Here is a 26,004-nt window from a genome sequence, read left to right as displayed (position 1 = left end):
GCCTCAGTGGCGGTCGCCCTCGATGCGGTGCTCGTCCTTGATGCGGCGCTCGTCCTCAACGGCCGGGCTGACAGGGGGAGTTGGCGGTTCGGCCTGTGTGGTGGTGACCCTCGGCAGGGCGTGGGGATGCTCCTCGTACAGCCAGGCCACCAGTTGTTCGCGGACCGTCACCCGGACCGTCCAGATGTCGTCCGCGTCCTTGGCCGTGACGACCGCCCGCACCTGGATCGTGGACGGGGTCGTGTCGGTGACCGCGAGCGAGAAGGCGCGGCCGTCCCAGGCCGGGCACTCCTTGAGGATCATGGCGAGCCGCTCGCGCATCAGGGGGAGCGGCGCCGAGTGGTCCAGGTGGAAGAAGACCGTGCCGGTCATCTGCGCGCCGCCGCGCGACCAGTTCTGGAAGGGCTTGCTGGTGAAGTACGACACCGGCATGGTCAGGCGGCGCTCGTCCCAGGTGCGCACCGCGAGGAAGGTGAGCGTGATCTCCTCGACGACGCCCCACTCGCCGTCCACGACCACCGTGTCGCCGATCCGCACCATGTCGCCGAAGGCGATCTGGAGCCCGGCGAAGAGGTTCCCGAGCGTGGACTGGGCCGCCACACCGGCGACGATGCCCACGATGCCCGCCGAGGCCAGCAGGGACGCGCCCGCCGCCCGCATCGCGGGGAAGGTGAGCAGCATCGCGGCGACCGCCACCACGATGACGATCGCGCTCACCACCCGCTGGATGAGCGTGACCTGGGTACGGACCCGGCGGACCCGGGCGGGATCGCGCGTCGAGGCGGCGTAGCGGGTGTACGAGGACTCCACGACGGCCGTCGCGATCCGCACCACCAGCCAGGAACTCGCGCCGATCAGGACCAGCGTCAGGGTCTGGGCCAGCCCCGCCTCGTGGTCCTGGACCGGCTTCCATTTGATCTCGTCGAAGGAGCCGCGCAGTATCGCGGTGAGCAGCACGAGGTTCAGCGGGACGCGGCATCGGCGCAGCAGACCCCACAGCGGGGTGTCGTGTTGGCGTGCGTCGGCTCGGCGCAGCAGTCGGTCGGCCAGCCACCCCACTACGAGCGTGAGCACGACCGAGCCGCCGATGACGATCAACGGACGCAGTACGTTCTCCATGCCCCCGACCGTAACCGGCAGGGCACCCTCGGCCGCAACTGGCACGATGGCCCCATGAACATCATGCTTTTCCATTCGGTCTACGGTCTGCGTCCCGCCGTACAGAAGGCGGCCGAGCGGCTGCGGGCCGCCGGACACGAGGTGCACGTCCCCGACCTGTACGAGGGTCGCACCGCGGAGACCGTCGAGGAGGGCAGCGAGGTCAAGGACGAGATCGGCGCCGACGAGCTCCTGAAACGAGCCATCCTCGCCGCCGCCCCGTACTCGGAGCGCGGTCTCGTCTACGCCGGGTTCTCCCTCGGCGGCTCCATCGCGCAGAACCTGGCGCTCGGCGACAGCAAGGCGCGCGGTCTGCTGCTGTTCCACGGCACCTCGGACATGGCGGAGAACACGTCCGTTGACGAGCTCCCGGTCCAGCTGCACGTCGCCGACCCGGACCCGTTCGAGTCGGGGGACTGGCTCAACTCCTGGTACCTGCAGATGCGGCGGGCCGGCGCGGACGTGGAGATCTACCGCTACCCGGGCGCCGGGCACCTCTACACCGACCCGGGGCTGCCGGACTACGACGAGGCGTCGGCGGAGCTGACCTGGCGCACCGCCCTGGGATTCCTCGACGGGCTCGACGCCGAGGAATAGGCCCCGCGACGCCGGACGGGCGGTCCTGACCCGGGGGTCAGGACCGCCCGTCCACGGGCGTCGGGGATCAGCCCTTGAGCGCCTTGTCGAGTGCGGCCGTGAAGGAGGCCGGGTCCGACGGGGCGTTGTCCGAGCCCTCCGCGGTGATCTTCTTGCCGTCCATCTTCAGCGTCGGCGTGCCCTGGACGCCGCTCTTGTCGAACTTGTCCGACATGACGAGCGCCCACTTGTCGTAGGTGCCGTCCTTGACCGCCTTGTCGAAGGCCGCGTTGCCCTTGAGCGCCGGGACGGTGTCCGCGATCTCGATCAGGTAGTCGCGGTCCTTGAACTTGTCGGTGGTCTCCTCGGGGTGGTACTTCGCCGAGTAGAGCGCCGACTTGTAGTCGAGGAAGGCCTCGGGGCTGACGTTCAGGGCCGCGCCGAGGGCGCTCAGCGCGGTCTTGGAGCCGGTGCCCGGGCTGCCCTTGTCGATGAAGGTGGCGCCGATGAACTGGATCTTGTACTTGCCCGCGTCGACGTCCTTCTTGATCGTCGGCCCGACGGCCTGCTCGAACTGCGAGCAGATCGGGCAGCGCGGGTCCTCGTACATTTCGAGGGTCTTCTTCGCGTCCGCCTTGCCGATGACGACGGTGGTGCCGTCGCTGCCCGAGTTGGCGGGCTTCACCAGGGCCTTGTCCTTGGCGGCGTCCCACGCGGTGGGCTTCATGGCCTGCATGATCCCGTAGCTCGCACCGCCGGCCACGGCGAGGACGGCGACGATGGACGCGGCCACGATGATCTGGCGCCGGGTCTTGGCCTTCTTGGCCTCGCGCTCGCGCTCCGCTCGCAGCCGCTCGCGGGCGGCCGCCTTGTTGGCCTGGCTGTTGCGGGAACTCATGATCTTTTTACTCCGGATGGCAGGTGGGGAATGTGAGGGGGACCGCGGGTGCCCGGGGCTCAGCGGAGCCCGAGCGCCGGGCGGGGCGGTCCCCTTCGTGCCACGGAGTGCACCAGCAGGCGCGTGCGCGAGACGCCGGGCCCGGGGTGCGCCGGGCGCGCGGGCGTGCGGGTGCGGTCGGCGGTGGCCCGCACCACGGCGACCGCGACGAGCAGCGGCCGGAAGGCGAACGCCCCGACCGCGCGCAGCAGCCGGGCCAGGGCCGCCTCGCCGCGGCGCAGCCACAGGGCGGCCAGCAGCCCGACGGTCAGATGGGCGCCGAGCAGCAGCCAGGGCACGGCCGGGCCCGGGTGGGTGAGCAGCGTGGCCGCGCCGGCCGGGGTGTGCACGGCGCCCAGCGTGCCGCCGCCGCACAGCAGGTCGAAGCCGACCGCGCGCAGGGCGCCCGCGACGGGTCCCCCGGCCGGTCCGTAGCAGACGTGCTGGCCGGTGGTGAACAGCGTGTCGGCGGCCAGTTCGAGCGGGACGAGCGCCCCCGCGATCGCCCAGAACCCGCGCTCGCGCCCGGCCAGGGCGTACGCGATGACGAACACCGCGCCGGCCGCGGCGGCCACGAGCGGGAGCGGGAGCGGGACCTGCGAGAGCAGCACGTGGGACGCGGCCGAGAGCGTCACGACGAGCGCTGTGAAAAGCGCCGCGCGTGCCGCCCTGAGCTGCGTCCCCGATATGTCCATCGCGGGTGAGTGTGCCATGTCCGGCTGTCCGGCGTGCCTAAAGGTTCGGTGAGATCGGCTGGTTCTGAAGACCTGGAATCCGACCGTTACGGAACAGGTCGACGAAGATCTGGTGGTCGGCCCGGGCCCGCGCGCCGTAGGAGTGGGCGAAGTCGACGAGCAGGGTGGCGAAGCCCTCCTCGTCGCCGGCGATCGCCGCGTCGATGGCGCGCTCGGTCGAGAAGGGCACCAGCTCCGAGTGGCCGCTCTCGTCGTCCGCCGCCGCGTGCATCGCGGCGGTGGCCCGGCCCAGGTCGGCGACGACCGCCGCGATCTCCTCCGGGTCGTCGATGTCCGACCAGTCCAGGTCCACCGCGTACGGCGAGACCTCGGCGACCAGTTGGCCCGCCCCGTCCAGCTCGGTCCAGCCAAGCCACGGGTCGGCGGCGGCCTGCAGCGCCCGCTGCGAGATCACCGTGCGGTGCCCCTCGTGCTCGAAGTAGCCGCGCACCGCCGGGTCCGTGATGTGCCGGGACACCGCCGGGGTCTGCGCCTGCTTGATGTAGATCACCACATCGTTCTCCAGGGCGTCGCTGTGCCCCTCAAGGAGGATGTTGTACGAGGGCAGACCGGCCGAGCCGATCCCGATGCCGCGCCGCCCGACCACGTCCTTCACGCGGTAGGAGTCCGGCCGCACCAGGCTCTCCTCGGGCAGCGTCTCCAGATAGCCGTCGAAGGCCGCCAGCACCTTGTACCGCGTCGCGGCGTCCAGCTCGATCGAGCCGTCGCCCTCGGTGAACCGGCGCTCGTGCTCGCGGATCTCGGTCATCGAGTCGAGCAGCGCGAACCGGGTGCGGGCGCGGGCGTCGCGCAGCGCGCCGAGCAGCGGGCCCTCGGCCGTGTCCAGGGTGAAGGGCGGCACCTCGTCGTCCTTGGCGCCGGAGGCGAGCGCGTGGATCCGCTCCCGGTAGGCGGCCGCGTAGGTGCGCACCAGGGCGCTGATCTGCTCGTCGCTGAACGCCTTGGTGTAGCCGATCAGCGCGAGCGAGGCGGCGAGCCGCTTCAGGTCCCAGGTGAAGGGGCCGACGTACGCCTCGTCGAAGTCGTTGACGTTGAAGATCAGGCGGCCGTTGGCGTCCATGTAGGTGCCGAAGTTCTCGGCGTGCAGGTCGCCGTGGATCCAGACCCGGCCGGTGCGCTCGTCCAGGTAGGGACCGCCGTGCCGCTCCTTCTCCAGGTCCGAGTAGAACAGGCAGGCCGTGCCCCGGTAGAAGGCGAACGCGGAGGCCGCCATCTTGCGGAACTTGACCCGGAAGGCGGCCGGGTCGGCGGCCAGGAGCTGGCCGAACGCCGTGTCGAAAACGGCGAGTATCTCGTCGCCGCGCGTCTGGGCGCTGGGCTGCTGAGCCGACATCGCTGGGTGCCTCCTGGTGCGTACTGCCTGCGTCACGATCGGGGCAGGGTATGCCCCTTCCAACGCGCGACCGTACCCCGGAGTGCCCGCCCGCCGCCCTGCCCGCCGTCCCGCCCGTCGCGCCCCGCCGGGGTGCCTCGCGCCGCGGGTTCCCCCGTCGGCTGTCAGTGGGGCGACGTAGACTCCAAGGCTGTCCCCCCTCGCTCTGCGAACCCCCCTGCCGCTGGAGGCCACAGCCGTGACTGGCACGTCCAAGACACCGTTCACGCACCTTCACGTCCACACCCAGTACTCGCTGCTGGACGGTGCCGCGCGGCTCAAGGACATGTTCGACGCCTGCAATGAAATGGGCATGTCGCACATCGCGATGTCCGACCACGGCAACCTCCACGGTGCCTACGACTTCTTCCATTCGGCGAAGAAGGCGGGCGTCACGCCGATCATCGGCATCGAGGCGTACGTGGCCCCCGAGTCGCGGCGCAACAAGCGCAAGATCCAGTGGGGCCAGCCGCACCAGAAGCGCGACGACGTGTCCGGTTCGGGTGGTTACACGCACAAGACGATCTGGGCGCACAACAAGACCGGTCTGCACAACCTCTTCCGGCTCTCCTCCGACGCCTACGCCGAGGGCTGGCTGCAGAAGTGGCCGCGGATGGACAAGGAGACGATCTCGCAGTGGTCGGAGGGGCTCATCGCCTCCACCGGCTGCCCCTCCGGCGAGGTCCAGACCCGGCTGCGGCTCGGCCAGTTCGACGAGGCGGTGCAGGCGGCCTCCGACTACAAGGACATCTTCGGCGAGGGCAAGTACTTCCTGGAGCTGATGGACCACGGCATCGAGATCGAACGCCGGGTGCGCGACGGCCTGTTGGAGATCGGCAAGAAGCTCGGCATCCCGCCGCTCGTCACCAACGACTCGCACTACACCTACGCCCACGAGGCGACCGCGCACGACGCCCTGCTCTGCATCCAGACCGGCAAGAACCTCTCGGACCCGGACCGCTTCCGCTTCGACGGCACCGGCTACTACCTGAAGTCGACCGACGAGATGTACGCGGTGGACTCCTCGGACGCCTGGCAGGAGGGCTGCCGCAACACCCTGCTCGTCGCGGAGCAGATCGACACGAGCGGCATGTTCGAGGCCAAGAACCTCATGCCGAAGTTCGAGATCCCCGACGGCTACACCGAGGTCACCTGGTTCCAGGAGGAAGTCCGGGTCGGCATGGAGCGCCGCTATCCGGGAGGTGTCCCCGACGACCGCCAGAAGCAGGCGGAGTACGAGATGGACATCATCATCCAGATGGGGTTCCCGGGATACTTCCTGGTCGTCGCCGACTTCATCATGTGGGCCAAGAACAACGGCATCGCGGTCGGCCCCGGCCGTGGTTCGGCGGCCGGCTCGATCGTGGCGTACGCGATGGGCATCACCGACCTCGACCCGATCACGCACGGCCTGATCTTCGAGCGGTTCCTCAACCCCGAGCGCGTCTCCATGCCCGATGTCGACATCGACTTCGACGAGCGCAGGCGCGTCGAGGTGATCCGGTACGTGACGGAGAAGTACGGCTCCGACAAGGTCGCCATGATCGGCACCTACGGAAAGATCAAGGCGAAGAACGCCATCAAGGACTCCGCGCGCGTCCTCGGCTACCCGTACGCGATGGGCGACCGCCTCACCAAGGCGATGCCCGCCGACGTCCTCGGCAAGGGCATCGACCTCTCCGGCATCACCGACCCCAAGCACCCGCGCTACAGCGAGGCGGGCGAGATCCGGGGGATGTACGAGAACGAGCCGGACGTGAAGAAGGTCATCGACACCGCCAAGGGCGTCGAGGGCCTGGTCCGGCAGATGGGCGTGCACGCGGCCGGCGTCATCATGTCCAGCGAGCCGATCGTCGACCACGCGCCGATCTGGGTCCGGCACACCGACGGCGTCACCATCACGCAGTGGGACTACCCGCAGTGCGAGTCGCTCGGCCTGCTGAAGATGGACTTCCTGGGTCTGCGAAACCTGACCATCATGGACGACGCCGTCAAGATGGTGAAGGCCAACAAGGGCATCGACCTGGAGATGCTCTCGCTCCCGCTCGACGACCCGAAGACCTTCGAACTGCTCTGCCGCGGTGACACCCTCGGCGTCTTCCAGTTCGACGGCGGCCCGATGCGCTCGCTGCTGCGCCAGATGCAGCCCGACAACTTCGAGGACATTTCCGCCGTCTCGGCCCTGTACCGGCCGGGCCCGATGGGCATGAATTCGCACACGAACTACGCCGAGCGCAAGAACGGCCGCCAGGAGATCACTCCGATCCACCCGGAGCTGGAGGAGCCGCTCAAGGAGACCCTGGGCCTCACCTACGGCCTCATCGTGTACCAGGAGCAGGTGCAGAAGGCCGCCCAGATCATCGCGGGCTACTCGCTGGGCGAGGCCGACATCCTGCGCCGCGTGATGGGCAAGAAGAAGCCCGAGGAGCTGGCGAAGAACTTCGTTCTCTTCCAGGGCGGCGCCAAGGAGAAGGGCTACTCGGACGCGGCGATCCAGGCCCTGTGGGACGTGCTGGTCCCGTTCGCCGGATACGCGTTCAACAAGGCGCACTCCTCGGCGTACGGCCTGGTCACCTACTGGACCGCGTACCTCAAGGCCAACTACCCGGCCGAGTACATGGCGGCGCTGCTCACCTCGGTGAAGGACGACAAGGACAAGTCGGCCATCTACCTCAACGAGTGCCGGCGGATGCGCATCAAGGTGCTGCCGCCGAACGTCAACGAGTCGGTGCACAACTTCGCCGCCCAGGGCGACGACGTGATCCTGTTCGGCCTGGAGGCCGTCCGCAACGTCGGCACCAACGTGGTGGATTCGATCATCCGCTCCCGCAAGGCCAAGGGTAAGTTCGCCTCCTTCCCCGACTACCTCGACAAGGTCGAGGCCGCCGCCTGCAACAAGCGCACCACGGAGTCGCTGATCAAGGCGGGCGCCTTCGACACGATGGGCCACACCCGCAAGGGCCTGACCGCCCAGTTCGAGCCCATGATCGACAACGTGGTGCAGGTCAAGCGCAAGGAGGCCGAGGGCCAGTTCGACCTCTTCGGCGGCATGGACGAGGACAGCAGCGAGCCGGGCTTCGGTCTCGACGTCGAGTTCGGTGACGTGGAGTGGGAGAAGTCCTACCTGCTCGCCCAGGAGCGCGAGATGCTCGGCCTGTACGTCTCCGACCACCCGCTCTTCGGCCTGGAGCACGTCCTGTCCGACAAGGCGGACGCGGGCATCGGCCAGCTCACCGGCGGGGACTACTCGGACGGCTCGATCGTCACCATCGGCGGCATCATCTCGGGCCTCCAGCGCAAGATGACCAAGCAGGGCAACGCGTGGGCGATCGCCACCGTCGAGGACCTGGCCGGCTCCATCGAGTGCATGTTCTTCCCGGCGACTTACCAGCTGGTGTCGACGCAGCTCGTCGAGGATGCCGTGGTGTTCGTCAAGGGCCGCCTCGACAAGCGCGAGGACGTCCCGCGTCTGGTCGCGATGGAGCTGATGGTCCCCGACCTCTCCTCGGCGGGCACCAACGCGCCGGTCGTCCTGACCATCCCCACCGTGAAGGTCACCCCGCCCATGGTCAGCAGGCTCGGCGAGATCCTGGGGCACCACCGGGGCAACACCGAGGTGCGGATCAAGCTCCAGGGGCCGCGCTCGACCACGGTGCTGCGGCTCGACCGGCACCGGGTCCAGCCGGATCCGGCCCTCTTCGGCGACCTGAAGGTGCTGCTCGGCCCGTCCTGCCTGGCCGGCTGAGCCGCGCGGAGTCCTTTCCGGTACGGCATCGCACGAGAAAGGGGCGCACCCATGGGGTGCGCCCCTCTTCTCTCAATGACGGCTAGTTATGACCGAAGCGACGCTGGTGCTTACGGGCAACATCCGCCGGGCTGCCCTGGGCCTGCGACTGGGGCATGGCCTGGGACTCGAAGGCGGTCGACTTCGACTGCTCCTGGCCGCGCTCGGCGGCCTCGGAACGCTCCTGCTGACTGCCGGACTTGCGGTTCTTGTTCTTGGCCATGGTGCTGCCTCCTGTGGGGGAACTCGGGGCCAGGGCCGCTGTCAGACTCACACAGATGGACAAAGGTCGCATTTCGGATCATTACCGTGCGTGAGCGGGCCGTGACGCCCCAATCCGCCACGCCGATGATCGAGTTCCGGTGCTCAACCCTTGCGCGGTCGGGCAGACTCGAAGGAAACCCGAAGTTCATTCGGCGATCTCCCGCACCCCGCTCCTGATTTCTTTGTTTCTTCGGCTTTTCCGTTCCCGAAAGAGGGTGGAACGCATGGACCGCTGCGTCGTCCTGGTGGACGCCGGCTACCTGCTCGGTGCCGCCGCGAGTCTGCTCGCCGGAGAACCGGCCCGTTCCCGCATCACCGTCGACCACGCCGCCCTGATCCAGGGGCTCCGCGAGCGGGCTGAGGCCGACACCCAGCAGCCGCTCCTGCGCATCTACTGGTTCGACGGCGCCCCCGACCGCGTGCCCCAGCCCGAACACCGGCGGCTGCGCGTGATGCCCAGGGTCACGGTCCGCCTGGGCGCCCTGACCCGCAGCGACGGCCGCTGGGCACAGAAGGGCGTGGACGCCGCCATGCACGCCGAGCTGACCGAACTGGCCCGCAACCGCGCCTGCTCGGACGTCGTCCTGGTGACCGGCGACGGCGACCTGCTGCCGGGCCTGATGTCCGCCAAGGAGCACGGCGTGGCCGTCCACCTGTGGGCCGTCCAGGCCGCCGACGGCGACTACAACCAGTCCGAGGACCTGGTCGCCGAGGCGGACGAGCGCCGCGTCCTCGACCGCGCCTGGATCACCCAGGCCGTCCGCGCCCGCGACCTCACCGGAATCTGCGCCCCCGCCCCCGCGCCCCGGCCCGAGATCGCCGCGATCCTCTCCGCGCCGCTGCCCGAGTCCGCGCTCGCCGCCTCCGCCGAGCGGGCCGCCGAGGCCCAGGCCGCCGCCGTGCGCAACGGCACCGCGCCGCCGGAGGCCCCCGGCGAGAACGGGGCTTCCGTGCCCGCCCCGACCGGCGCCAAGGGCGTACCCACCCCCAAGGACCTGGCGTCCCTGCGCGGCCCCGGCAGCGCCCCGGCCGCCCCCGCGCCGCCCGCCTCCGCCACCCTGCGCTGGTCCTCCGACAAGGGCTGGGTGGAGCGGCCCGGCTCCGCGCTCGGCGAGTCCCCCGAGACCGCCTCGCTGCCGACGCTGGCCCAGCTCACCAGCGCCGAGCAGCGCTGGGCCGACCGCGAGGAGGACATCACCACGGTCGGCGGCGACCCCTACGAGGTGGGCCAGGTCTTCGCGCGGCGCTGGATGGAACGCCTGCCAGAGCCCTCGCACGTACAGAAGCTGTCCACCATGTACCCGCGCATCCCGCACCGCATCGACGGTGAACTCCTGCGCTACGCGGCCCGGTTCGGCCTCCTCGCGCACAAGGACGACCAGATCGACGAGCACGACCGGTACGCGATCCGGGCCGGCTTCTGGCGCGAGATCGACGTACGCGCCGCCGCCGAGCGCCAGCCGGCCGGCGAATAGCGCGGCGGCGGGGGCGGCGCGAGGAGTTCCGCTAAGCCGCCCCCGGGGCCGGGTGGGTCCTTCGACCCCTTAGGCTCGTTCTCCGTGAGTACCGGCACAGCAGCGGCGCGGGCCGGCACCGTTTGCGCGGTGCGGGGCCTGGTCAAGACGTACCCCGCGACCCGGGGCAGGCGCGGTGCGCCCGGTACGCCCGAGGTGCGGGCCACCGACGGGATCAGCCTCGATGTGCACCGCGGCGAGATCTTCGGGCTGCTCGGGCCCAACGGCGCCGGCAAGTCCACGCTCGTGCGCCAGCTGACCGGGCTCATGCGGCCCGACGCCGGCTCCGTCGACGTCCTCGGGCACGACCTGGTCCGCCACCCCGAACGCGCGGCCCGCCTGATCGCCTACCTCGGCCAGGAGTCCACCGCGCTCGACGAGCTCACCGTCTCGCTCGCCGCCGAGACCACCGGCCGCCTGCGCGGACTCACCCTGCGCGAGGCCCGGGCCGAACGCGACGCCGTCCTCGGCGAACTCGGCCTCGACGAGATCGCCGGACGCCCGCTCAAGAAGCTCTCCGGTGGCCAGCGGCGCCTGGCCTGCTTCGCCACCGCCCTCGTCGGGGAGCGTCCCGTCCTCGTCCTGGACGAGCCCACCACCGGCATGGACCCGGTGGCCCGGCGTGCGGTCTGGGCGGCCGTCGACCGGCGGCGCGCCGAGCGCGGCGCGACCGTCCTGCTCGTCACCCACAACGTCATCGAGGCCGAGACCGTGCTCGACCGGGTCGCCGTCGTCGAACGCGGCCGGGTCATCGCCTGCGACACCCCCGCGGGTCTCAAGGCCCGCGTAGCCGACGAGGTGCGGGTCGACCTCGTGTGGCGCGACCGCGCCCCCGTCGAGGTGCCCGAGGTCGCCGCGCTGCGCGCCGAGGCCCAGGAGGCCGGCCGGCGCTGGACGCTGCGGCTCAGCCCCGAGCGGGCCCGGGCCGCCGTCGCCACCGTCACCGGCGGCCCCGCATTCGCCGCCCTCGACGACTTCACCCTGGCCACGCCGAGCCTCGAAGACGTCTACCTCGCCCTCGGCGGTCGCACGGAAGGGCTGGTGAAGGCGTGAGCGCCATTCCGCTGGAGAGCAGCGTGGAGGCCGTGCCCGGGCGGGCCCCGGCGAGCGGTGCCACCCAGCGCCCCGACGCCTCGCACGCCGCCCCGCTGGCCCCCCGCGCCCGGCTGCTGCCCGCGCTCGCCGCGGTCTACCGCGCCCAGCTCTCGCGGGCCCGGGTGGCCCGGATCCCGCTGCTCTTCGTCGCGACCTTCCAGTCCGTCGGCATCATGATCCTGATGCGGGGCGTGGTGGACGGCGGCAGCGAGGCCCGTGCGGTGGTGGCCGGGTCGAGCGTGCTCGTCGTGGCCTTCGTCGCGCTCAACCTGCTCGCCCAGTACTTCGGCCAGCTCCGGGCCGGCGGCGGCCTCGACCACTACGCGACACTGCCCGTACCGCCCGCCTCCGTGGTCCTCGGCACGGCCGCCGCGTACGCCTCCTTCACCGTGCCCGGCACGTTTGTGACCGCCGTCCTCGGCTGCGTCCTGTTCGGGCTTCCGATGGCGCACCTGTGGATCCTGGCGGCGGTGATCCCGCTCGCCGGGGCCGCGCTCTCCGGACTCGGCGCCGCCCTCGGGCTCCTCGCCCCCCGGCAGGAACTCGCCACGCTGTTCGGCCAGTTGGGGATGTCGGCGGCGCTGCTGCTCGGCGTGCTCCCGGCGTCCAGGATGCCGGGGCCGATCGCGTACGCACGTGATCTGCTGCCCTCCACCTACGGCGTGGAGGCCTTCGCGCGGAGCTTCGACGCGCACCCCGACTGGGCCCTGATCGGGCTCGACCTCGGTGTGTGCGCGGCCGTCGGCGTCGTCTCGCTCGCCGTAGCGGCGTGGGCCTACCGCCGGGCGGCGGTCCGGTGAGGCAGCGCACAGACACGCCTGGCACGATGTCAGGGTGACCGCACCTCTGACACCGCCCCATCAGCAGCCCTCGGGCAACGACCCGTGGCAGACGCACGCCGGGGGCGCAACGCCCGGAACCGTCGAGGAGGCGCCCGCCATGAAGAAGGACCTGCGGGACGCGGTGATCGTCGCCGTCGCGGTGACGGTGGCCGGGGTGGCGCTCGGACTGCTGTGGCTGTGGCTCGCCCCGCGCGTGCCGCTGATCGCCGACGACAAGGCCGTCTTCCTCAAGGACACCGAGGGGGAGGAGGCGATCGGCGGTGACGGAACGTTCATCTTGCTGGCGCTCGGGCTCGGCGCGCTGAGCGCGGCCGCGGTCTTCCTGTTCCGCCGCAAGGGCGGCATCGCCCTGGTCGTCGGCCTCGCGGCCGGCAGCCTGCTCGGTTCGGTCCTGGCCTGGCGCCTGGGCATCTGGCTCGGCCCGAACCAGGACGTGGTGGCCGCGGCGAAGGCGGCCGGGCAGGGCGTCACCTTCGACGCGCCGCTGAAGCTCGACGCCAAGGGAGCGCTGCTCGCCTGGCCGATCGCCGCCATGGCCGTCCACCTGGGCCTCACGGCCCTGTTCGGCCCCCGGGACCCGGATCCGGTGTGGCAGGTACCCGCCATGGACCCGGGACCGGGAAGGCCGGACTCCTCCGGCCTCTAGGTCCGCTCGGGCCGGACGCCTCACGTACCGGCCTCCGGAGCGGCTCGGGCCGGGCGCCTCACGATCCGGCCTCTAGGTCCGCTCAGGCCGGGCGCCTCCCGTGGTTGGCCCGGCCCTTCTTGACGCGCCACTTCCGCTTGCGGGTCCGCTTCGACATGGGCGTACCTCCCGTCCTCGGGTTCTAGCCGAGGACGGGAGGTACGTCGAGGTGCTAAACGCGCCCGATCGGGGCGAGCAGCGCCCCGGTGAGGGCCGCCAGATCGGCGGGGGCGAGCTCGACCTCCAGGCCCCGGCGGCCCGCCGATACGCAGATCGTGGGGTGCGCGGACGCCGAGTCGTCCAGGACCGTACGCAGCCTCTTGCGCTGGCCCAGCGGAGAGATGCCGCCCCGCACATAGCCGGTGGTGCGCTCGGCGGCCGCCGGGTCGGCCATCGCGGCCCGCTTGCCGCCGACCGCCGACGCCAGCGCCTTGAGGTCGAGCGAGCCGGCCACCGGGACCACCGCCACCGTCAGCTCGCCGTCCACATCGGCGACCAGCGTCTTGAACACCCGCTCCGCGCTCACCCCGAGGGCCTGCGCGGCCTCCTCGCCGTACGAGGCGGAGGCCGGGTCGTGCTCGTAGGCGTGCACGGTGAAGGCGGTGCCCGCCGCCGTCAGGGCCACCGTCGCCGGGGTGCCCCCGCTCTGCTGCTTCTTCTTGGCCAAGGCGGCCCTCCGGTCGGTCAGTTGGGGCTGGTCGGGGAGCGCGTCAGATCCACCGCGGGCAGCGACGGCAGATGACGGATGACCGCGGTCTCCGCGCGCAGCAGCTGCAGTTCCTCGCGCAGCCGGGTCGCCGTGTCCGGGGCCTGGAGCAGCCGCTGCTTGGCCGGGACGTCCAGGACCGCCGCCGCCGCGACCAGGTAGGACACCACCGAGGGCTCGTCCGGCAGGTCCGCGGTGCCGGCGAGCGAGCGCTCCCGGGCACCCGCGAGCCGCTTCTGGTACGAGCGGAACGCGCGCAGGACGCCCTCGGCGAGCGCGCCCGCCTCCTCGCCCGGCTCCTCCGGGAGCTCCTCGACCTCGGCCGTCAGATACGGCCCGCTCGCGTCCACCGACAGGATGCGGATCCGGGTGGTGCCGGTGGCGAGCACCTCGAAGCTGCCGTCCGAGCGCTCCCGGATCGTGGCCGCGTCCGCGATGCAGCCCACCCGGTGGAAGGCCTGGATGGGGTCGGCGCCGAAGCCCGCCGCGGGCCCCTTCTCGGCCGTGGCGGTCGGGTCGGGCAGGCCGGGCGAGGTCGGCGCGACTTCCCGCCCGTCCCGGATGGCCACGACGGCGAAGCGGCGCGGCTCGTCGTCGTCCTCGCCCTCGGAGCCGGAGGGGCCTGACGCGTCGGTGCCGGTCTTCAGCAGATCGCGCATCATGGCGCGATAGCGCTCCTCGAAGATGTTCAGCGGCAGGACGAGGCCGGGGAACAGGACCGAGTTGAGCGGGAAGAGTGGGAGGCGTGCGGTGGTCACAACGCTCAAGCGTAATGGCCGCCGGAGCGGGCTCGTCCTGGCTTGGGGCGGTCGCGCCCCCAGGGCGTGCCCGCGGCGACCTCGGTTCGTACGAACTCGCGCAGTTCGAGGTACTGGCCCAGGGGATCGGCGGCCAGATGCAGCCACGGGAAGGATGTGGCGTACGGCCCGATACGCCGGAATTCCTCCAGCGTCTCGGGCCAGCGCCGGCGCACGACGAGGACGTAGGCGAGCAGATTGCGCACCTCGGCCGGCCAGGGGTCGCCCGGTTCGTAGGCGGCGGACAGCTCGATGCCGAGGTCGGCCGCCGCGTCGATCCGCTCGTACGGGATGGTGTGGCCGCCGCCGCCCACCAGATACGCGAAGGCCGCGCGGGCCGGGAGCGCCCGGATCAGGGAGCCCGGCAGGGAGTCCTCGGCGGCCCGTTCGGCGAAGTCGAAGCACTCGCGGTGCGATCCGTACCACTGCGCCGAGAGGTACTGGAGTGCGGCCACATGGCAGCCGTAGTGGTGTGAGGAGCGGTGTATGGCCTCGCCCCACAACTCCTCGAAAACGGTGTGCGGCGCATGGGTGCCACGGGCGTGATCGAGGGCGATCCGCCAGGGCACCGGGTCGGCCGGGTCGCCCTCGGCCGCCGAGTGGATCAGCGGGGCCACCTCGCGCAGCCGCTCGGCCCGGGCCGGCGAGCCCCAGGCCCGGACGATCGCCAGCTCGGCCTTGACGAGCAGCGCGTCCGGGTCGCGTGGGGACGCGGCCAGCCAGTTGGCGAGCCACTCGGGTCTGCTCACCGCGAAGGCGGCGAGGCGGACCGTGTAGCGGTCGCGGTTCTCCCACTCGGCCAGCTCGCGGGTGGTGGCGAGCAGTTTCGCCGCCACCCCGTACTCGCCGAGCGCGGCCGAGACCAGCGCGGGGGCGAGCCGGGCGTCGGGGGCATCCAACAGCACTTCTCGGCCATCGGGCAGCCCCGTGGCGAGAAGCGGCGTATGCCTGGCCCGCCGTGCGGTGCGGATCAGCGCGGATACGAATGTCATGGTGTGGACCATTGAAATCCGCAGGTGGGGGCGGCGCCAGGGGGTCCACTGTGAAGCTTCTGTATCGGTGGTGAGGGTTGTACGACCCGGGGTCAAGGCCCGGCAAATTCAGCCGTCGGCGCCTCGCGAGGAGCCCGTGAAGAACTCGCGCGGAGCTCGCGAAAACACCCCGTCCGGGCCCCGGAGACACCCTCGGAGCGAGGCCCGGCCGCGACCCCTGGGGATCCGCCCTCCGGCGGGTCAGCCCCGGCGCAGCAGCCGGGAGGCACCCGCCGCCACGGTCGTCGCCAGGATCCAGCCCAGCATGATCAGCAGGGCGGCCGCCCACTGCCAGGCGCCGGAGAGCTTCCAGTAGCCGTCCTGGCCCAGGTTGACCACCGGGATGAGGAGGTCGAGCGCGTAGAGCGCCGCGTTCCAGTCCGGGTGTTCGTCGGCCTTGATGGGCTGAGGGTCGTAGTGCGAGAAGGCGAGCGTGCCCGCCGCCCACAGGACCGCCATCCACAGCGCGGCCCGGCCCGGCCGGTAGCCGTACGCCACCGTCAGGTCCTGGAGCACGCCCCACGCCTTCGCGGCCAGCGGCAGCGTCTCGCGGCGTCTGCGCTGCTTGGCGAGCAGTACCTCCCGGGCGTCCGCGTCCTCGCCGCTGCCCCGCAGCACGGCGGCGAGCCGCTCGTACGGCTCGGGCGCGTACTCGGGGGTCGCCGCGGTCACCCAGCCCAGGCGCTCGGCCAGGGTGAAGGTGCCGATCGGGATGAGGTTCTCGTAGGCGAAGCCGTTCATCGTGAGGTGCCCGGGGCCGGGCCAACTGGCCGCCATGTCCACCAGGTTGACCACCCGCGCCCCGGAGAGCACGACCTTGCCGCGCTCGGGGCGCTGCCCGGTGAAGCGCAGCTCCGGCGTCTGGATGCGGCGCAGCGACAGCTCCTGGGTGTCGGTCATCACCACCCGGGACTGCGCCAGGTCCACCGCGTCCCCGAACCGCCCGTCGTCCAGACGCAGCCCGCCCCGGCATTCGAACGGCTGGATCAGGGTGCCCCGCACGGGCGTGTTGGTGTAGTTCGTCCCGTACGGGGGAGTGGTGCCCTCCTGGTTGCCGCCGGGGTAGACCGCCGCCGAGGTCAGGTACAGGGTGCGCTCGACGGTCAGCTGCGGGGCGTTGAGCGCGCGCTGGCCGTCCGGGTTGATCAGCCGGCTGCCGCGCAGGCTCAGCGTCACCCCCACCTTCGCGGCCCGCAGGCTCAGCTCCCCGTACGACTCGATGAGGTCGGCCTGGAGGTCCTGCGCGACCGAGAGCCCGTCGGCCGCGATCGAGCGGCCGTTGCGGTCGGCGTGCACCACGACCTGGCTGAGCAGCAGGTCGGTGCCGATGTGCGCGTCGGTGAGCCGGATGCCGCCCGCGACCCGGCAGCGCGGCAGATGCAGGTCGCCCTCGGTGGTCAGCCGGGCCGCCTCCAGCCGCGGAATCGCGCAGCTCACCATGCGTACGGTCGTGAAGTGGGCCTCGGGGAGCAGGACTTCGTTCTCGAACCGGCAGTTGTTCAGCTCGACGTACGGCGTGACCGTGCCGCCGGACAGATTGAGCGTCCCGGTGATCTGCACGCCGTTCAGCTTCAGGGCCGCGACCCGGCCCGGCAGCGCGGGCGGCCCGCTGAGCAGGAGCAGCGCCACCACCCGGGCCCGCACGCTGCGCTCGGGGCCCCAGGGGCGGGCGGCGAACGGGTCGTCGCGCACCGGATTGCGGGTGCGCAGATCGTAGGTACTGCCGTTGCGGAAGGCCTGCCACATGCCCAGCTCCGCCGGACTGAGCCAGTCCGGTGCCTCACCCAGATCGGGCGCCTCGGTCAATGCCGTCCCCCTCGCCGTCCACCCTGACAGGAGGAACGCTAGTGGCCCTGGGTGACAGGGGGTGACGCCCGTGTTGCGTATCAGCCACTGATACAGGCGTCCAGTGCTCCGGAGGCGTCTGAGAGAATTGGATACGTGATCTCCCGAATCGATCTGCGCGGCAACACCCTCCCCGAGGGTGGCGCCCTGCGCGACCTGCTGCCCCGTGCCGAGTTCGACGTGGAAGCCGCCCTGGAGAAGGTGCGGCCCATCTGCGAGGACGTGCATCATCGCGGCACGGCGGCGCTGATCGAGTACGCGGAGAAGTTCGACGGAGTGAAGCTGGAGCGGGTGCGGGTGCCCGCCAAGGCGCTCAGGGACGCGCTCGACCAGCTCGACCCGCAGGTCAGGGACGCCCTGGATGAGTCGATCCGGCGGGCCAGGATCGTCCACCGCGCCCAGCGCCGCACCACCCGCACCACCCAGGTCGTGCGCGGCGGTTCGGTCACCGAGAAGTGGGTGCCGGTCGAGCGCGTGGGCCTGTACGCGCCCGGCGGCCGCTCGGTCTACCCGTCCTCCGTGATCATGAACGTGGTCCCGGCGCAGGAGGCCGGCGTCGGCTCCATCGCGCTCGCCTCGCCGCCGCAGGCGGAGTTCGACGGCCTTCCGCACCCCACGATCCTGGCGGCCTGCGCGCTGCTCGGCGTCGACGAGGTGTACGCGGCCGGCGGTGCCCAGGCCGTCGCGATGTTCGCGTACGGGACCTCGGGCCCCGACGGATGCCCGCCCGCCAACATGGTGACCGGCCCCGGCAACATCTGGGTCGCCGCCGCCAAGCGCTACTTCACGGGCCGCATCGGCATCGACACCGAGGCGGGCCCGACCGAGATCGCCGTCCTCGCGGACGACACCGCCGACCCGGTGCACGTGGCCGCCGACCTGATCAGCCAGGCCGAGCACGACCCGCTGGCCGCCGCCGTCCTGGTCACCGACTCGCTCGCGCTCGCCGAGGCGGTCGAGAAGGAGCTGGAGCCGCAGGTCGCGGCCACCAAGCACATCGAGGACCGGATCAAGCCGGCGCTCGCCGGACGGCAGTCCGCGATCGTCCTCGTCGACTCCCTGGAGGACGGCCTCAAGGTCGTCGACGCGTACGGCGCCGAGCACCTGGAGATCCAGACCGAGGACGCCGCCGCCGTGGCCGACCGGGTGCGCAACGCGGGCGCGGTCTTCGTCGGGCCCTGGGCCCCGGTCTCGCTCGGCGACTACTGCGCGGGCTCCAACCACGTCCTGCCCACCGGCGGCTGCGCCTGCCACTCCTCGGGCCTGTCCGTGCAGTCCTTCCTGCGCGGCATCCACATCGTCGACTACACCCGCGACGCGCTCGCCGAGGTCGCCCACCACGTGGTGACCCTCGCCGAGGCCGAGGACCTGCCGGCACACGGTGCGGCCCTGAAGGCACGCTTCGGATGGAAGGTGCCGAACGCATGACGAACGCCGAAAGCATGACGGACGCGGAGCAGACGCAGGTCGCCGATCGCGCGACGACCATCGACGACCTCCCCGTACGGGACGAGCTGCGCGGCAAGTCCCCTTACGGAGCGCCCCAGTTGGACACCCCCGTCCAGCTGAACACCAACGAGAACCCCTACCCGCTGCCCGAGCCGCTGGTCGAGCGGATCGCCGAGCGGGTCGCCGAGGCGGCCCGGGGTCTCAACCGCTACCCGGACCGCGACGCGGTGGAGCTGCGCACCGAGCTGGCCCGGTACCTCACCCGCACCGGCAAGCACCCGGTCGCGGCCGAGAACGTGTGGGCGGCCAACGGGTCCAACGAGGTCATCCAGCAGCTGCTCCAGACCTTCGGCGGCCCCGGCCGCACCGCGATCGGCTTCGAGCCCTCGTACTCGATGCACGCCCTGATCGCCCGCGGCACCGGCACCGGCTGGATCTCGGGCCCCCGCCGCGAGGACTTCACCATCGACCTCGCGGCGGCCGAGCGGGCCATCGCCGAGCACACGCCGGACGTCGTCTTCATCACCTCGCCCAACAACCCGACGGGCACCGCGGTCGCCGCCGAGACGGTCCTCGCTCTGTACGAGGCGGCCCAGGCCGCCGGCCCCTCGATGGTGATCGTGGACGAGGCGTACGTCGAGTTCAGCCACCGCGACTCGCTGCTCCCGCTGATCGAGGGCCGCCCGAACCTGGTGGTCTCGCGGACCATGTCGAAGGCCTTCGGCGCGGCGGGACTGCGCCTTGGCTACCTCGCCGCGCACCCCGCGGTGGTCGACGCGGTGCAGCTGGTCCGCCTTCCCTACCACCTGTCCGCCGTCACCCAGGCGACCGCGCTCGCGGCCCTGGAGCACACGGACACCCTGCTCGGCTATGTCGAGCAGCTCAAGACCGAGCGGGACCGGCTGGTCGACGAACTGCGGGCGATCGGCTACGAGGTGACCGAGTCGGACGCCAACTTCGTCCAGTTCGGCCGCTTCGACGACAGCCACGCCACGTGGCAGCGGATGCTCGACCGGGGCGTCCTGGTCCGGGACAACGGGGTACCGGGCTGGCTGCGGGTCACCGCGGGCACCCCGGCCGAGAACGACGCGTTCCTCGACGCGGTCCGTCAACTCAAGAAGGAGCAGAGCGCATGAGCCGCGTTGGCAGGGTGGAACGCACCACCAAGGAGACGTCCGTCCTCGTCGAGATCGACCTCGACGGCAGCGGAAAGGTCGATGTGTCGACGGGCGTCGGCTTCTACGACCACATGCTCGACCAGCTCGGCCGGCACGGCCTCTTCGACCTCACGGTCAAGACCGACGGCGATCTGCACATCGACACCCACCACACCATCGAGGACACCGCCCTCGCGCTCGGCGCCGCCTTCAAGCAGGCCCTCGGCGACAAGGTCGGCATCTACCGCTTCGGCAACTGCACCGTCCCGCTGGACGAGTCGCTCGCCCAGGTGACCGTCGACCTGTCGGGCCGCCCCTACCTCGTGCACACCGAGCCCGAGAACATGGCGCCGATGATCGGCGAGTACGACACGACGATGACCCGGCACATCTTCGAGTCCTTCGTGGCCCAGGCGCAGGTCGCGCTGCACATCCACGTACCGTACGGACGCAACGCGCACCACATCGTGGAGTGCCAGTTCAAGGCGCTCGCCCGGGCCCTGCGCTATGCCTCCGAGCGTGACCCGCGCGCTGCCGGAATCCTTCCTTCCACCAAGGGTGCCCTGTAAAGCATGAACGGTCTCAACACCATCCTGATCGTGCTCGGCCTCTTCCTGATCGGCGGAATCATCTCCTTCGTCAAGCAGGGGATGCCGAAGAGCCTGATCATCCTCCTGTCGTTCGGCGCCGTGATGTGCCTGGCCGCCGGCATTCTGCGACTGGACGTCTGGTCATGAGCGCACCCGCCAAGAAGGTCGTCGTCTTCGACTACGGATTCGGCAACGTCCGCTCCGCCGAGCGGGCCCTGGCCCACGTCGGCGCCGACGTGGAGATCACCCGCGACTACGACCGGGCCATGAACGCGGACGGGCTGCTCGTGCCCGGCGTCGGCGCGTTCTCCGCCTGCATGAAGGGGCTGCGCGACGCCCGGGGCGACTGGATCGTGGGGCGCAGGCTCTCCGGCGGCCGCCCGGTCATGGGCATCTGCGTCGGCATGCAGATCCTCTTCGAGCGCGGCATCGAGCACGGCGTGGAGACCGAGGGCCTCGACGAGTGGCCCGGCGTCGTCTCGCCGCTCAAGGCCCCGGTCGTGCCGCACATGGGCTGGAACACCGTCGAGGCGCCCGAGGGCAGCGACCTGTTCGCGGGCCTGGACGCCGGGGCCCGCTACTACTTCGTGCACTCCTACGCCGTGCACGACTGGAGCCTCGAAGTCACCAACCCCAAGATCCGTGCCCCCAGGGTCAGTTGGGCCACCCACGGCGAGCCGTTCGTCGCCGCGGTGGAGAACGGTGCCCTGTGGGCCACCCAGTTCCACCCCGAGAAGTCCGGCGACGCCGGAGCCCAGCTGCTCACCAACTGGATCGGAACCCTGTGATGGCCCCCAAGCTCGAACTCCTCCCCGCCGTCGACGTCCGCGACGGCCAGGCCGTGCGTCTCGTCCACGGCGAGTCCGGCTCCGAGACCTCCTACGGCTCGCCCCTGGAGGCGGCCCTGGCCTGGCAGCGCTCGGGCGCCGAGTGGCTGCACCTGGTCGACCTGGACGCGGCCTTCGGCACCGGCGACAACCGCGCCCTGATCGCCGAGGTCGCGGGCGCCATGGACATCAAGGTCGAGCTGTCCGGCGGCATCCGCGACGACGCCTCCCTGGCGGCCGCCCTCGCCACCGGCTGCACCCGCGTCAACCTCGGCACCGCCGCCCTGGAGACCCCCGAGTGGGTCGCCAAGGTCATCGCCGAGCACGGCGACAAGATCGCGGTCGGCCTCGACGTGCGCGGCACCACGCTGCGCGGCCGCGGCTGGACCCGCGACGGCGGCGACCTGTACGAGACGCTCGCCCGCCTGGACTCCGAGGGCTGCGCGCGGTACGTCGTCACCGACATCGCCAAGGACGGCACGCTCCAGGGCCCCAACCTGGAGCTCCTGAAGAACGTCTGCGCGGCCACGGACAAGCCGGTCGTCGCCTCGGGCGGCGTCTCCTCCCTGGACGACCTGCGGGCCATCGCCGAGCTCGTCCCGCTCGGCGTCGAGGGCGCGATCGTCGGCAAGGCGCTGTACGCGAAGGCCTTCACGCTGGAAGAGGCGCTCAAGGCGGTCTCGGCATGAGCGACGAGGTCCGCAAGATCTCCTCCGGCGCCCCCTGGGAGGAGCGCTTCGGCTACTCCCGCGCGGTGGAGCTCCCGGGCGGTCTCGTCCTGGTGGCGGGCTGTACGTCGACGGTCAACGGCCGCATCGACGAGGGCGGCCCCTACGAGCAGGCGGTCACCGCCTTCGGCGTCGCCATCAAGGCACTGGAGTCCCTGGGCCTCGGGCGCGAGGACGTGGTCCGCACCCGTATGTACATCACCCATGCCCGGGACGTCGACGATGTGGGCCGCGCCCACAAGGAGCTGTTCGACGACGTACGCCCGGTGGCCACGATGCTGATCGTGTCCGGCTTCGTCGACCCCAGCCTGGTGGTCGAGGTCGAGGTCGAGGCCTACCGGCGGACGGCGGCCGCGTCATGACCCTCGCGGTACGGGTGATCCCCTGCCTGGACGTGGACAACGGCCGGGTCGTCAAGGGTGTCAACTTCCAGAACCTGCGCGACGCCGGTGACCCGGTCGAGATGGCCAAGCTGTACGACGCCGAGGGCGCGGACGAGCTGACGTTCCTCGACATCACGGCGTCCTCCGGCAACCGCGAGACCACGTACGACGTGGTGCGCCGCACGGCGGAGCAGGTCTTCATCCCGCTCACCGTCGGCGGCGGCGTTCGCAGCGCCGACGACGTGGACAAGCTGCTGCGGGCGGGCGCGGACAAGGTGGGCGTGAACACGGCCGCCATCGCCCGCCCCGACCTGATCCGCGAGATCGCCGAGCGCTTCGGCCGCCAGGTGCTGGTCCTCTCGGTCGACGCACGGCGTACGGCCTCCGGCTCCTTCGAGGTGACGACGCACGGCGGCCGTAAGGGCACCGGCATCGACGCGGTCGAATGGGCGCACCGGGCCGCGGAGTTGGGGGCGGGGGAGATCCTGCTCAACTCCATGGACGCGGACGGCACGAAGGACGGCTACGACACGGAGATGATCGCGGCGGTCCGCCGCCATGTCACCGTGCCGGTGATCGCCTCCGGCGGCGCGGGCCGCCTCGAGCACTTCCCGCCGGCGATCGCGGCGGGCGCGGACGCGGTCCTGGCCGCCTCGGTCTTCCACTTCGGCGACCTGCGCATCGCCGAGGTCAAGGACGCGCTGGCCAAGGCGGGCCACCCGGTTCGCTGACCTGCGAGAAGGGCCCGGGGCGCGGCCCCGGGCCCTTCTTCGTCCCGTAATCCGCAGCTTTTATTGCGCAACTTTTATTGCGCAAGATTTCTTTCCTGACTACCGTGGATGGCATGGCACCCCAGGGCAACCGCAGAATCACCGACCTCGACACGCTCAAGGCGTTCGGCCACCCCCTGCGCATGAAGCTCTACCGCGCGCTCTACATCGCCCGCACCGCCACCGCCTCGCAGCTCGCCGACCAGGTGGACGAGGCCGTCTCCCTCGTCAGCTACCACCTGCGCAAGCTCGCCGACCACGGCCTCATCGAGGAGGCCGAGGCGCAGGGCAAGGACGGCCGGGAGCGGTGGTGGCAGCCGGCCTCGGAGGGGGTGAGCTACCGGCACGAGGACTTCAAGGACGCCCCCGAGAAGGTGGCCGCCCACACCTCGGTGACCCGGCTCCTGGTCGAGCAGCGGATGGAGCTGTACCGCGCCTTCCTCGACGAGCTGTCCGGCTGGAGCGCCGAGTGGACCGGTGCCGCCTTCAGCAGCGAGTACGCCCTCCACCTCACGCCGGCCGAAGTGCGGGAGATGGAGGCCGAGTTGGACGCCGTGCTCGGGAAGTTCAAGGAGCGCGGCGAGGCGGCGGTCAAGGCCGGCGACACCGAAGGCAGGGAGAACGCCGCGGTCCACCTGTACGGCTTCCCCTTCCGCGTCTGACCCCCTTTCCGCGTCCGAGAGGCCCCGCCATGTCCACCACAGCCCTCGCCCCGCCGGCCTCCGCCCGCCCCGCCCACCGGGACGGCAACGTCCTGCGGTGGCTCGCCGCGTACACCTCCTCGCTCGTCGGCGACAGCGTGTACTACATGGCGCTGGCCTGGGCCGCGGCCCGGTCGGGGAGCGCTGGGCAGGCCGGGCTCGTGCTCGCGGTCGGCGCGGTGCCCCGGGCGCTGCTCATGCTCGGCGGGGGAGTCGTGGCCGACCGGTTCGGGCCGCGCCGGGTCGTCATCGGCAGCGACGCCGCCCGCAGCCTGATCATCCTGGGCATGGCCGCGGCCCTGCTCCTCACGGGCCCGCACCTGTGGCTCCTGATCGTGCTGGCCCTCGTGTTCGGCGCCGTGGACGCGGTGCTGCTTCCCGCGCTCGGCGCCCTGCCGCCCAGGATCACCGGACCCGGCGAACTCGCCCGGGTGCAGGGGCTCAAGGGGCTCGCGGGGCGGATCGCCAACATCGCCGGGGCCCCGCTCGGCGGGCTCGCCGTGGCGCTCGGCGGGACCGCGGCCACCTTCGCCGCGGCGGGCGCCCTGTTCGCGCTGTCGACCGCCCTGCTCGTCCGGGTCCGCATGGCCCGGCTCGACGGCGACGGCCACCGGGCGAAGGAGCCCCCGCTGCGCGAGCTCACCGACGGCCTGCGCTACATCCGCCGCCACCGCCTGCTGGCCCCGCTGATGCTCGTCATAGCCGTCGGCGAGCTCGGCTTCGCCGCCCCGCTCAACATCGGGCTCACCCTGCTCGCCAAGGAGCGGGGCTGGGGCGCGGCCGGGATGGGCTGGATCGTCGCGGCGTTCGGGGCGGGCGCCGGAGCCGCCTCACTGCTGCTCTCCGTACGCGGCCGGGTGCCGCGCGCGGGACTCGTCCTGCCGGTGTCCCTGATCGGCGGCACGACGGCCATCGCGGGCCTCGCGTACGCCCCCTCGGTGGCGCTCGCCGCCGTCGCCGGGGTCTTCATCGGCCTGCTCGCCGGCCTGAGCGGCGCCCTGTGCGGGGCCCTGGTGCAGACCGCCACGGACCCCGCCTACCTGGGCCGGGTCACCGCGGTGGCCTCCCTGTTCACCATGGGCATCGCGCCGCTCGGCTATCCGCTGGCGGGCACGGCCATCGGCCTGTGGGGCACCACACCGGTGTTCCTGGCCAGCGCGGGCGTGTGCGCGACGGGCGCCCTGACCGGACTCGCCTCCGGCCACCTGCGCCGCGCCGAACTCCCGCGCTGAGACCCCTCGCGGGCCAGGGCCTGTCCGGCGGATCCTGTCTGGGACGCGGGGGCCTGGCACGCCCACCAGGACCGCAAGGCCGAGGCATCTCGACGGCGACCTGATCCGCCGGACCGACCCTAGAGCCCGAGCTTCGCCTCCAGAGCCCGCGTCGAGGCCTCCTTCTCGCCCTCGATCTCGACCTGGGCCGCCTCCTGGCGCCCGTAGGCGAACAGCGTCAGCTCGCCCGGCTCGCCGGTGACCGTGACCACCGGGGTGCCCTTGTGCGCCACCGCCGTCTGGCCGTCCGGGCGGCGCAGCACGATGCCCACCGGCGACTTGCGGCCCATCAGCCGGGCCGCCTTCTCCAAGCGGGACCACAGCGCGTCCGAGAACACCGGGTCGAGCTCGCGGGGCGTCCAGTCCGGCTGAGCCCGGCGGACGTCCTCGGCGTGCACGTAGAACTCCACCGCGTTGGCGCCCTCGTCGACCTGCTTGAGGCTGTACGGGGAGAACTTCGGCGGGCCGGTGCGGATCAGCTGGATCAGTTCCTCGTACGGCTTGGCGGCGAATTCCGCCTGCACCCGGTCGAGGCGGTTCCTGAGCGCGCCGATCAGGATCCCGCCCGCGGCGTCCAGGCGGCGCTCGCGCACCACCACGTGGGCCGCGAGTTCGCGAGCCGTCCAGCCCTCGCAGAGGGTCGGCGCCTCGGGGCCCGCCGCCTCCAACAGGTCGGCGAGCAGAAGCCGTTCACGCTTTGCATGGGTCGACATGTCCGCCAGCGTACGGCCGCCGGGGTCGTCCGGACAGTGGACGCACCGCCCGGA

26 protein-coding genes are annotated in these 26,004 nt (G+C 71.6%); 16 read left to right on the top strand and 10 right to left on the bottom strand.

Features of this window, described 5'->3' with window-relative positions:
* Positions 1-3: 3 nt before the first annotated feature.
* Positions 4-1,119 carry a mechanosensitive ion channel family protein gene (locus ACFYZA_RS27165; RefSeq protein ID WP_388493176.1) on the bottom strand — a complete coding sequence of 372 codons (1,116 nt, stop codon included), beginning with the start codon at positions 1,117-1,119 and terminating at the stop codon, positions 4-6.
* A 54-nt stretch (positions 1,120-1,173) separates the two neighbouring features.
* Here ACFYZA_RS27165 and ACFYZA_RS27160 point away from each other — a divergent pair, with 54 nt between their 5' ends.
* Positions 1,174-1,755 carry a dienelactone hydrolase family protein gene (locus ACFYZA_RS27160; protein WP_388493175.1) on the top strand — a complete coding sequence of 194 codons (582 nt, stop codon included), beginning with the start codon at positions 1,174-1,176 and terminating at the stop codon, positions 1,753-1,755.
* A gap of 67 nt (positions 1,756-1,822) precedes the next feature.
* Here the strand turns inward: ACFYZA_RS27160 and ACFYZA_RS27155 are convergent, their stop codons facing one another.
* Genes ACFYZA_RS27155 through ACFYZA_RS27145 form a run of 3 tightly spaced genes read right to left on the bottom strand, consistent with a single transcriptional unit; the run spans position 1,823 to position 4,759 of the window.
* Positions 1,823-2,632: a thioredoxin domain-containing protein gene (locus tag ACFYZA_RS27155; protein ID WP_382589206.1), complete on the bottom strand. Its 810-nt coding sequence runs from the start codon at positions 2,630-2,632 to the stop codon at positions 1,823-1,825.
* Positions 2,633-2,691: 59 nt separating this feature from the next.
* Positions 2,692-3,366 (bottom strand): hypothetical protein, encoded by a 675-nt coding sequence (locus ACFYZA_RS27150; protein WP_388493174.1) that lies wholly within the window; start codon positions 3,364-3,366, stop codon positions 2,692-2,694.
* 37 nt (positions 3,367-3,403) lie between these two features.
* Positions 3,404-4,759 carry a DUF2252 domain-containing protein gene (locus ACFYZA_RS27145; protein ID WP_382589200.1) on the bottom strand — a complete coding sequence of 452 codons (1,356 nt, stop codon included), beginning with the start codon at positions 4,757-4,759 and terminating at the stop codon, positions 3,404-3,406.
* Positions 4,760-4,997: 238 nt separating this feature from the next.
* On the opposite strand from ACFYZA_RS27145, the gene dnaE reads away from it, so the two are divergent.
* Positions 4,998-8,543 (top strand): DNA polymerase III subunit alpha, encoded by a 3,546-nt coding sequence (gene dnaE, locus ACFYZA_RS27140; RefSeq protein WP_382589197.1) that lies wholly within the window; start codon positions 4,998-5,000, stop codon positions 8,541-8,543.
* 82 nt (positions 8,544-8,625) lie between these two features.
* Here dnaE and ACFYZA_RS27135 read toward each other — a convergent pair whose 3' ends face one another.
* Entirely contained in the window at positions 8,626-8,805 is a 180-nt protein-coding gene (locus ACFYZA_RS27135; RefSeq protein ID WP_100574554.1) for a hypothetical protein, read from the bottom strand.
* A 265-nt stretch (positions 8,806-9,070) separates the two neighbouring features.
* Here ACFYZA_RS27135 and ACFYZA_RS27130 point away from each other — a divergent pair, with 265 nt between their 5' ends.
* The 4 genes from ACFYZA_RS27130 to ACFYZA_RS27115 all read left to right on the top strand — a co-directional run bounded on the left by ACFYZA_RS27130 (position 9,071) and on the right by ACFYZA_RS27115 (position 12,943).
* Entirely contained in the window at positions 9,071-10,321 is a 1,251-nt protein-coding gene (locus ACFYZA_RS27130; protein ID WP_382589194.1) for an NYN domain-containing protein, read from the top strand.
* Between the two features lie 84 nt (positions 10,322-10,405).
* Complete coding sequence (locus ACFYZA_RS27125; protein WP_382589190.1) at positions 10,406-11,413, top strand: ABC transporter ATP-binding protein; 1,008 nt, start codon at positions 10,406-10,408, stop codon at positions 11,411-11,413.
* A gap of 23 nt (positions 11,414-11,436) precedes the next feature.
* Entirely contained in the window at positions 11,437-12,255 is an 819-nt protein-coding gene (locus ACFYZA_RS27120) for an ABC transporter permease (protein WP_388493209.1), read from the top strand.
* A gap of 34 nt (positions 12,256-12,289) precedes the next feature.
* Positions 12,290-12,943 carry an ABC transporter permease gene (locus ACFYZA_RS27115; RefSeq protein WP_382589187.1) on the top strand — a complete coding sequence of 218 codons (654 nt, stop codon included), beginning with the start codon at positions 12,290-12,292 and terminating at the stop codon, positions 12,941-12,943.
* A gap of 211 nt (positions 12,944-13,154) precedes the next feature.
* Here ACFYZA_RS27115 and ybaK read toward each other — a convergent pair whose 3' ends face one another.
* From ybaK to ACFYZA_RS27095, 4 genes are all read right to left on the bottom strand, one after another.
* A complete protein-coding gene (gene ybaK / locus ACFYZA_RS27110; protein WP_382589185.1) occupies positions 13,155-13,649 on the bottom strand; it encodes a Cys-tRNA(Pro) deacylase in 495 nt (164 codons plus the stop codon).
* Positions 13,650-13,666: 17 nt separating this feature from the next.
* On the bottom strand, positions 13,667-14,446 hold the full coding sequence (locus ACFYZA_RS27105) for an LON peptidase substrate-binding domain-containing protein (protein WP_382589182.1): 780 nt from the start codon (positions 14,444-14,446) through the stop codon (positions 13,667-13,669).
* Positions 14,447-14,451: 5 nt separating this feature from the next.
* The gene (locus ACFYZA_RS27100; RefSeq protein WP_382589179.1) at positions 14,452-15,489 is read right to left on the bottom strand and encodes a hypothetical protein; all 1,038 of its coding nucleotides are present in this window, start codon (positions 15,487-15,489) and stop codon (positions 14,452-14,454) included.
* A gap of 228 nt (positions 15,490-15,717) precedes the next feature.
* Positions 15,718-17,322 carry an oxidoreductase gene (locus tag ACFYZA_RS27095; RefSeq protein ID WP_382589176.1) on the bottom strand — a complete coding sequence of 535 codons (1,605 nt, stop codon included), beginning with the start codon at positions 17,320-17,322 and terminating at the stop codon, positions 15,718-15,720.
* A 135-nt stretch (positions 17,323-17,457) separates the two neighbouring features.
* Here ACFYZA_RS27095 and hisD point away from each other — a divergent pair, with 135 nt between their 5' ends.
* From hisD to ACFYZA_RS27045, 10 genes are all read left to right on the top strand, one after another.
* Positions 17,458-18,789, top strand: coding sequence for a histidinol dehydrogenase (gene hisD / locus ACFYZA_RS27090; RefSeq protein WP_388493171.1), 1,332 nt, complete (start codon positions 17,458-17,460; stop codon positions 18,787-18,789).
* A gap of 14 nt (positions 18,790-18,803) precedes the next feature.
* A complete protein-coding gene (locus ACFYZA_RS27085; RefSeq protein ID WP_388493208.1) occupies positions 18,804-19,946 on the top strand; it encodes a histidinol-phosphate transaminase in 1,143 nt (380 codons plus the stop codon).
* Positions 19,943-20,536 (top strand): imidazoleglycerol-phosphate dehydratase HisB, encoded by a 594-nt coding sequence (gene hisB / locus ACFYZA_RS27080; RefSeq protein WP_053727805.1) that lies wholly within the window; start codon positions 19,943-19,945, stop codon positions 20,534-20,536. The genes ACFYZA_RS27085 and hisB overlap by 4 nt, the downstream gene beginning before the upstream one ends.
* 3 nt (positions 20,537-20,539) lie before the next feature.
* A complete protein-coding gene (locus tag ACFYZA_RS27075; RefSeq protein ID WP_199846383.1) occupies positions 20,540-20,704 on the top strand; it encodes a hypothetical protein in 165 nt (54 codons plus the stop codon).
* Positions 20,701-21,345 carry an imidazole glycerol phosphate synthase subunit HisH gene (gene hisH, locus ACFYZA_RS27070; RefSeq protein WP_382589166.1) on the top strand — a complete coding sequence of 215 codons (645 nt, stop codon included), beginning with the start codon at positions 20,701-20,703 and terminating at the stop codon, positions 21,343-21,345. Before ACFYZA_RS27075 ends, hisH begins: the two co-directional genes overlap by 4 nt.
* Positions 21,345-22,073 (top strand): bifunctional 1-(5-phosphoribosyl)-5-((5-phosphoribosylamino)methylideneamino)imidazole-4-carboxamide isomerase/phosphoribosylanthranilate isomerase PriA, encoded by a 729-nt coding sequence (gene priA, locus ACFYZA_RS27065; RefSeq protein WP_382589163.1) that lies wholly within the window; start codon positions 21,345-21,347, stop codon positions 22,071-22,073. The genes hisH and priA overlap by 1 nt, the downstream gene beginning before the upstream one ends.
* Entirely contained in the window at positions 22,070-22,474 is a 405-nt protein-coding gene (locus ACFYZA_RS27060; protein ID WP_382589160.1) for a RidA family protein, read from the top strand. Before priA ends, ACFYZA_RS27060 begins: the two co-directional genes overlap by 4 nt.
* The gene (hisF, locus tag ACFYZA_RS27055) at positions 22,471-23,226 is read left to right on the top strand and encodes an imidazole glycerol phosphate synthase subunit HisF (RefSeq protein WP_382589157.1); all 756 of its coding nucleotides are present in this window, start codon (positions 22,471-22,473) and stop codon (positions 23,224-23,226) included. The genes ACFYZA_RS27060 and hisF overlap by 4 nt, the downstream gene beginning before the upstream one ends.
* A 113-nt stretch (positions 23,227-23,339) precedes the next feature.
* Entirely contained in the window at positions 23,340-23,927 is a 588-nt protein-coding gene (locus ACFYZA_RS27050) for an ArsR/SmtB family transcription factor (protein ID WP_382589154.1), read from the top strand.
* 29 nt (positions 23,928-23,956) lie between these two features.
* Positions 23,957-25,198, top strand: a complete 1,242-nt coding sequence (locus ACFYZA_RS27045; protein ID WP_388493169.1) for an MFS transporter — start codon at positions 23,957-23,959, stop codon at positions 25,196-25,198.
* Between the two features lie 119 nt (positions 25,199-25,317).
* On the opposite strand, the gene ACFYZA_RS27040 is transcribed toward ACFYZA_RS27045, so the two are convergent.
* Positions 25,318-25,950, bottom strand: a complete 633-nt coding sequence (locus ACFYZA_RS27040) for a TIGR03085 family metal-binding protein (RefSeq protein ID WP_382589148.1) — start codon at positions 25,948-25,950, stop codon at positions 25,318-25,320.
* Positions 25,951-26,004 lie beyond the last annotated feature (54 nt).

It is taken from the genome of Streptomyces sp. NPDC001828, from assembly GCF_042892175.1.
Taxonomy (GTDB): domain Bacteria; phylum Actinomycetota; class Actinomycetes; order Streptomycetales; family Streptomycetaceae; genus Streptomyces.
Note: the sequence above shows the minus strand (reverse complement) of the source record. Positions and strands in the feature narration are given on the sequence as shown.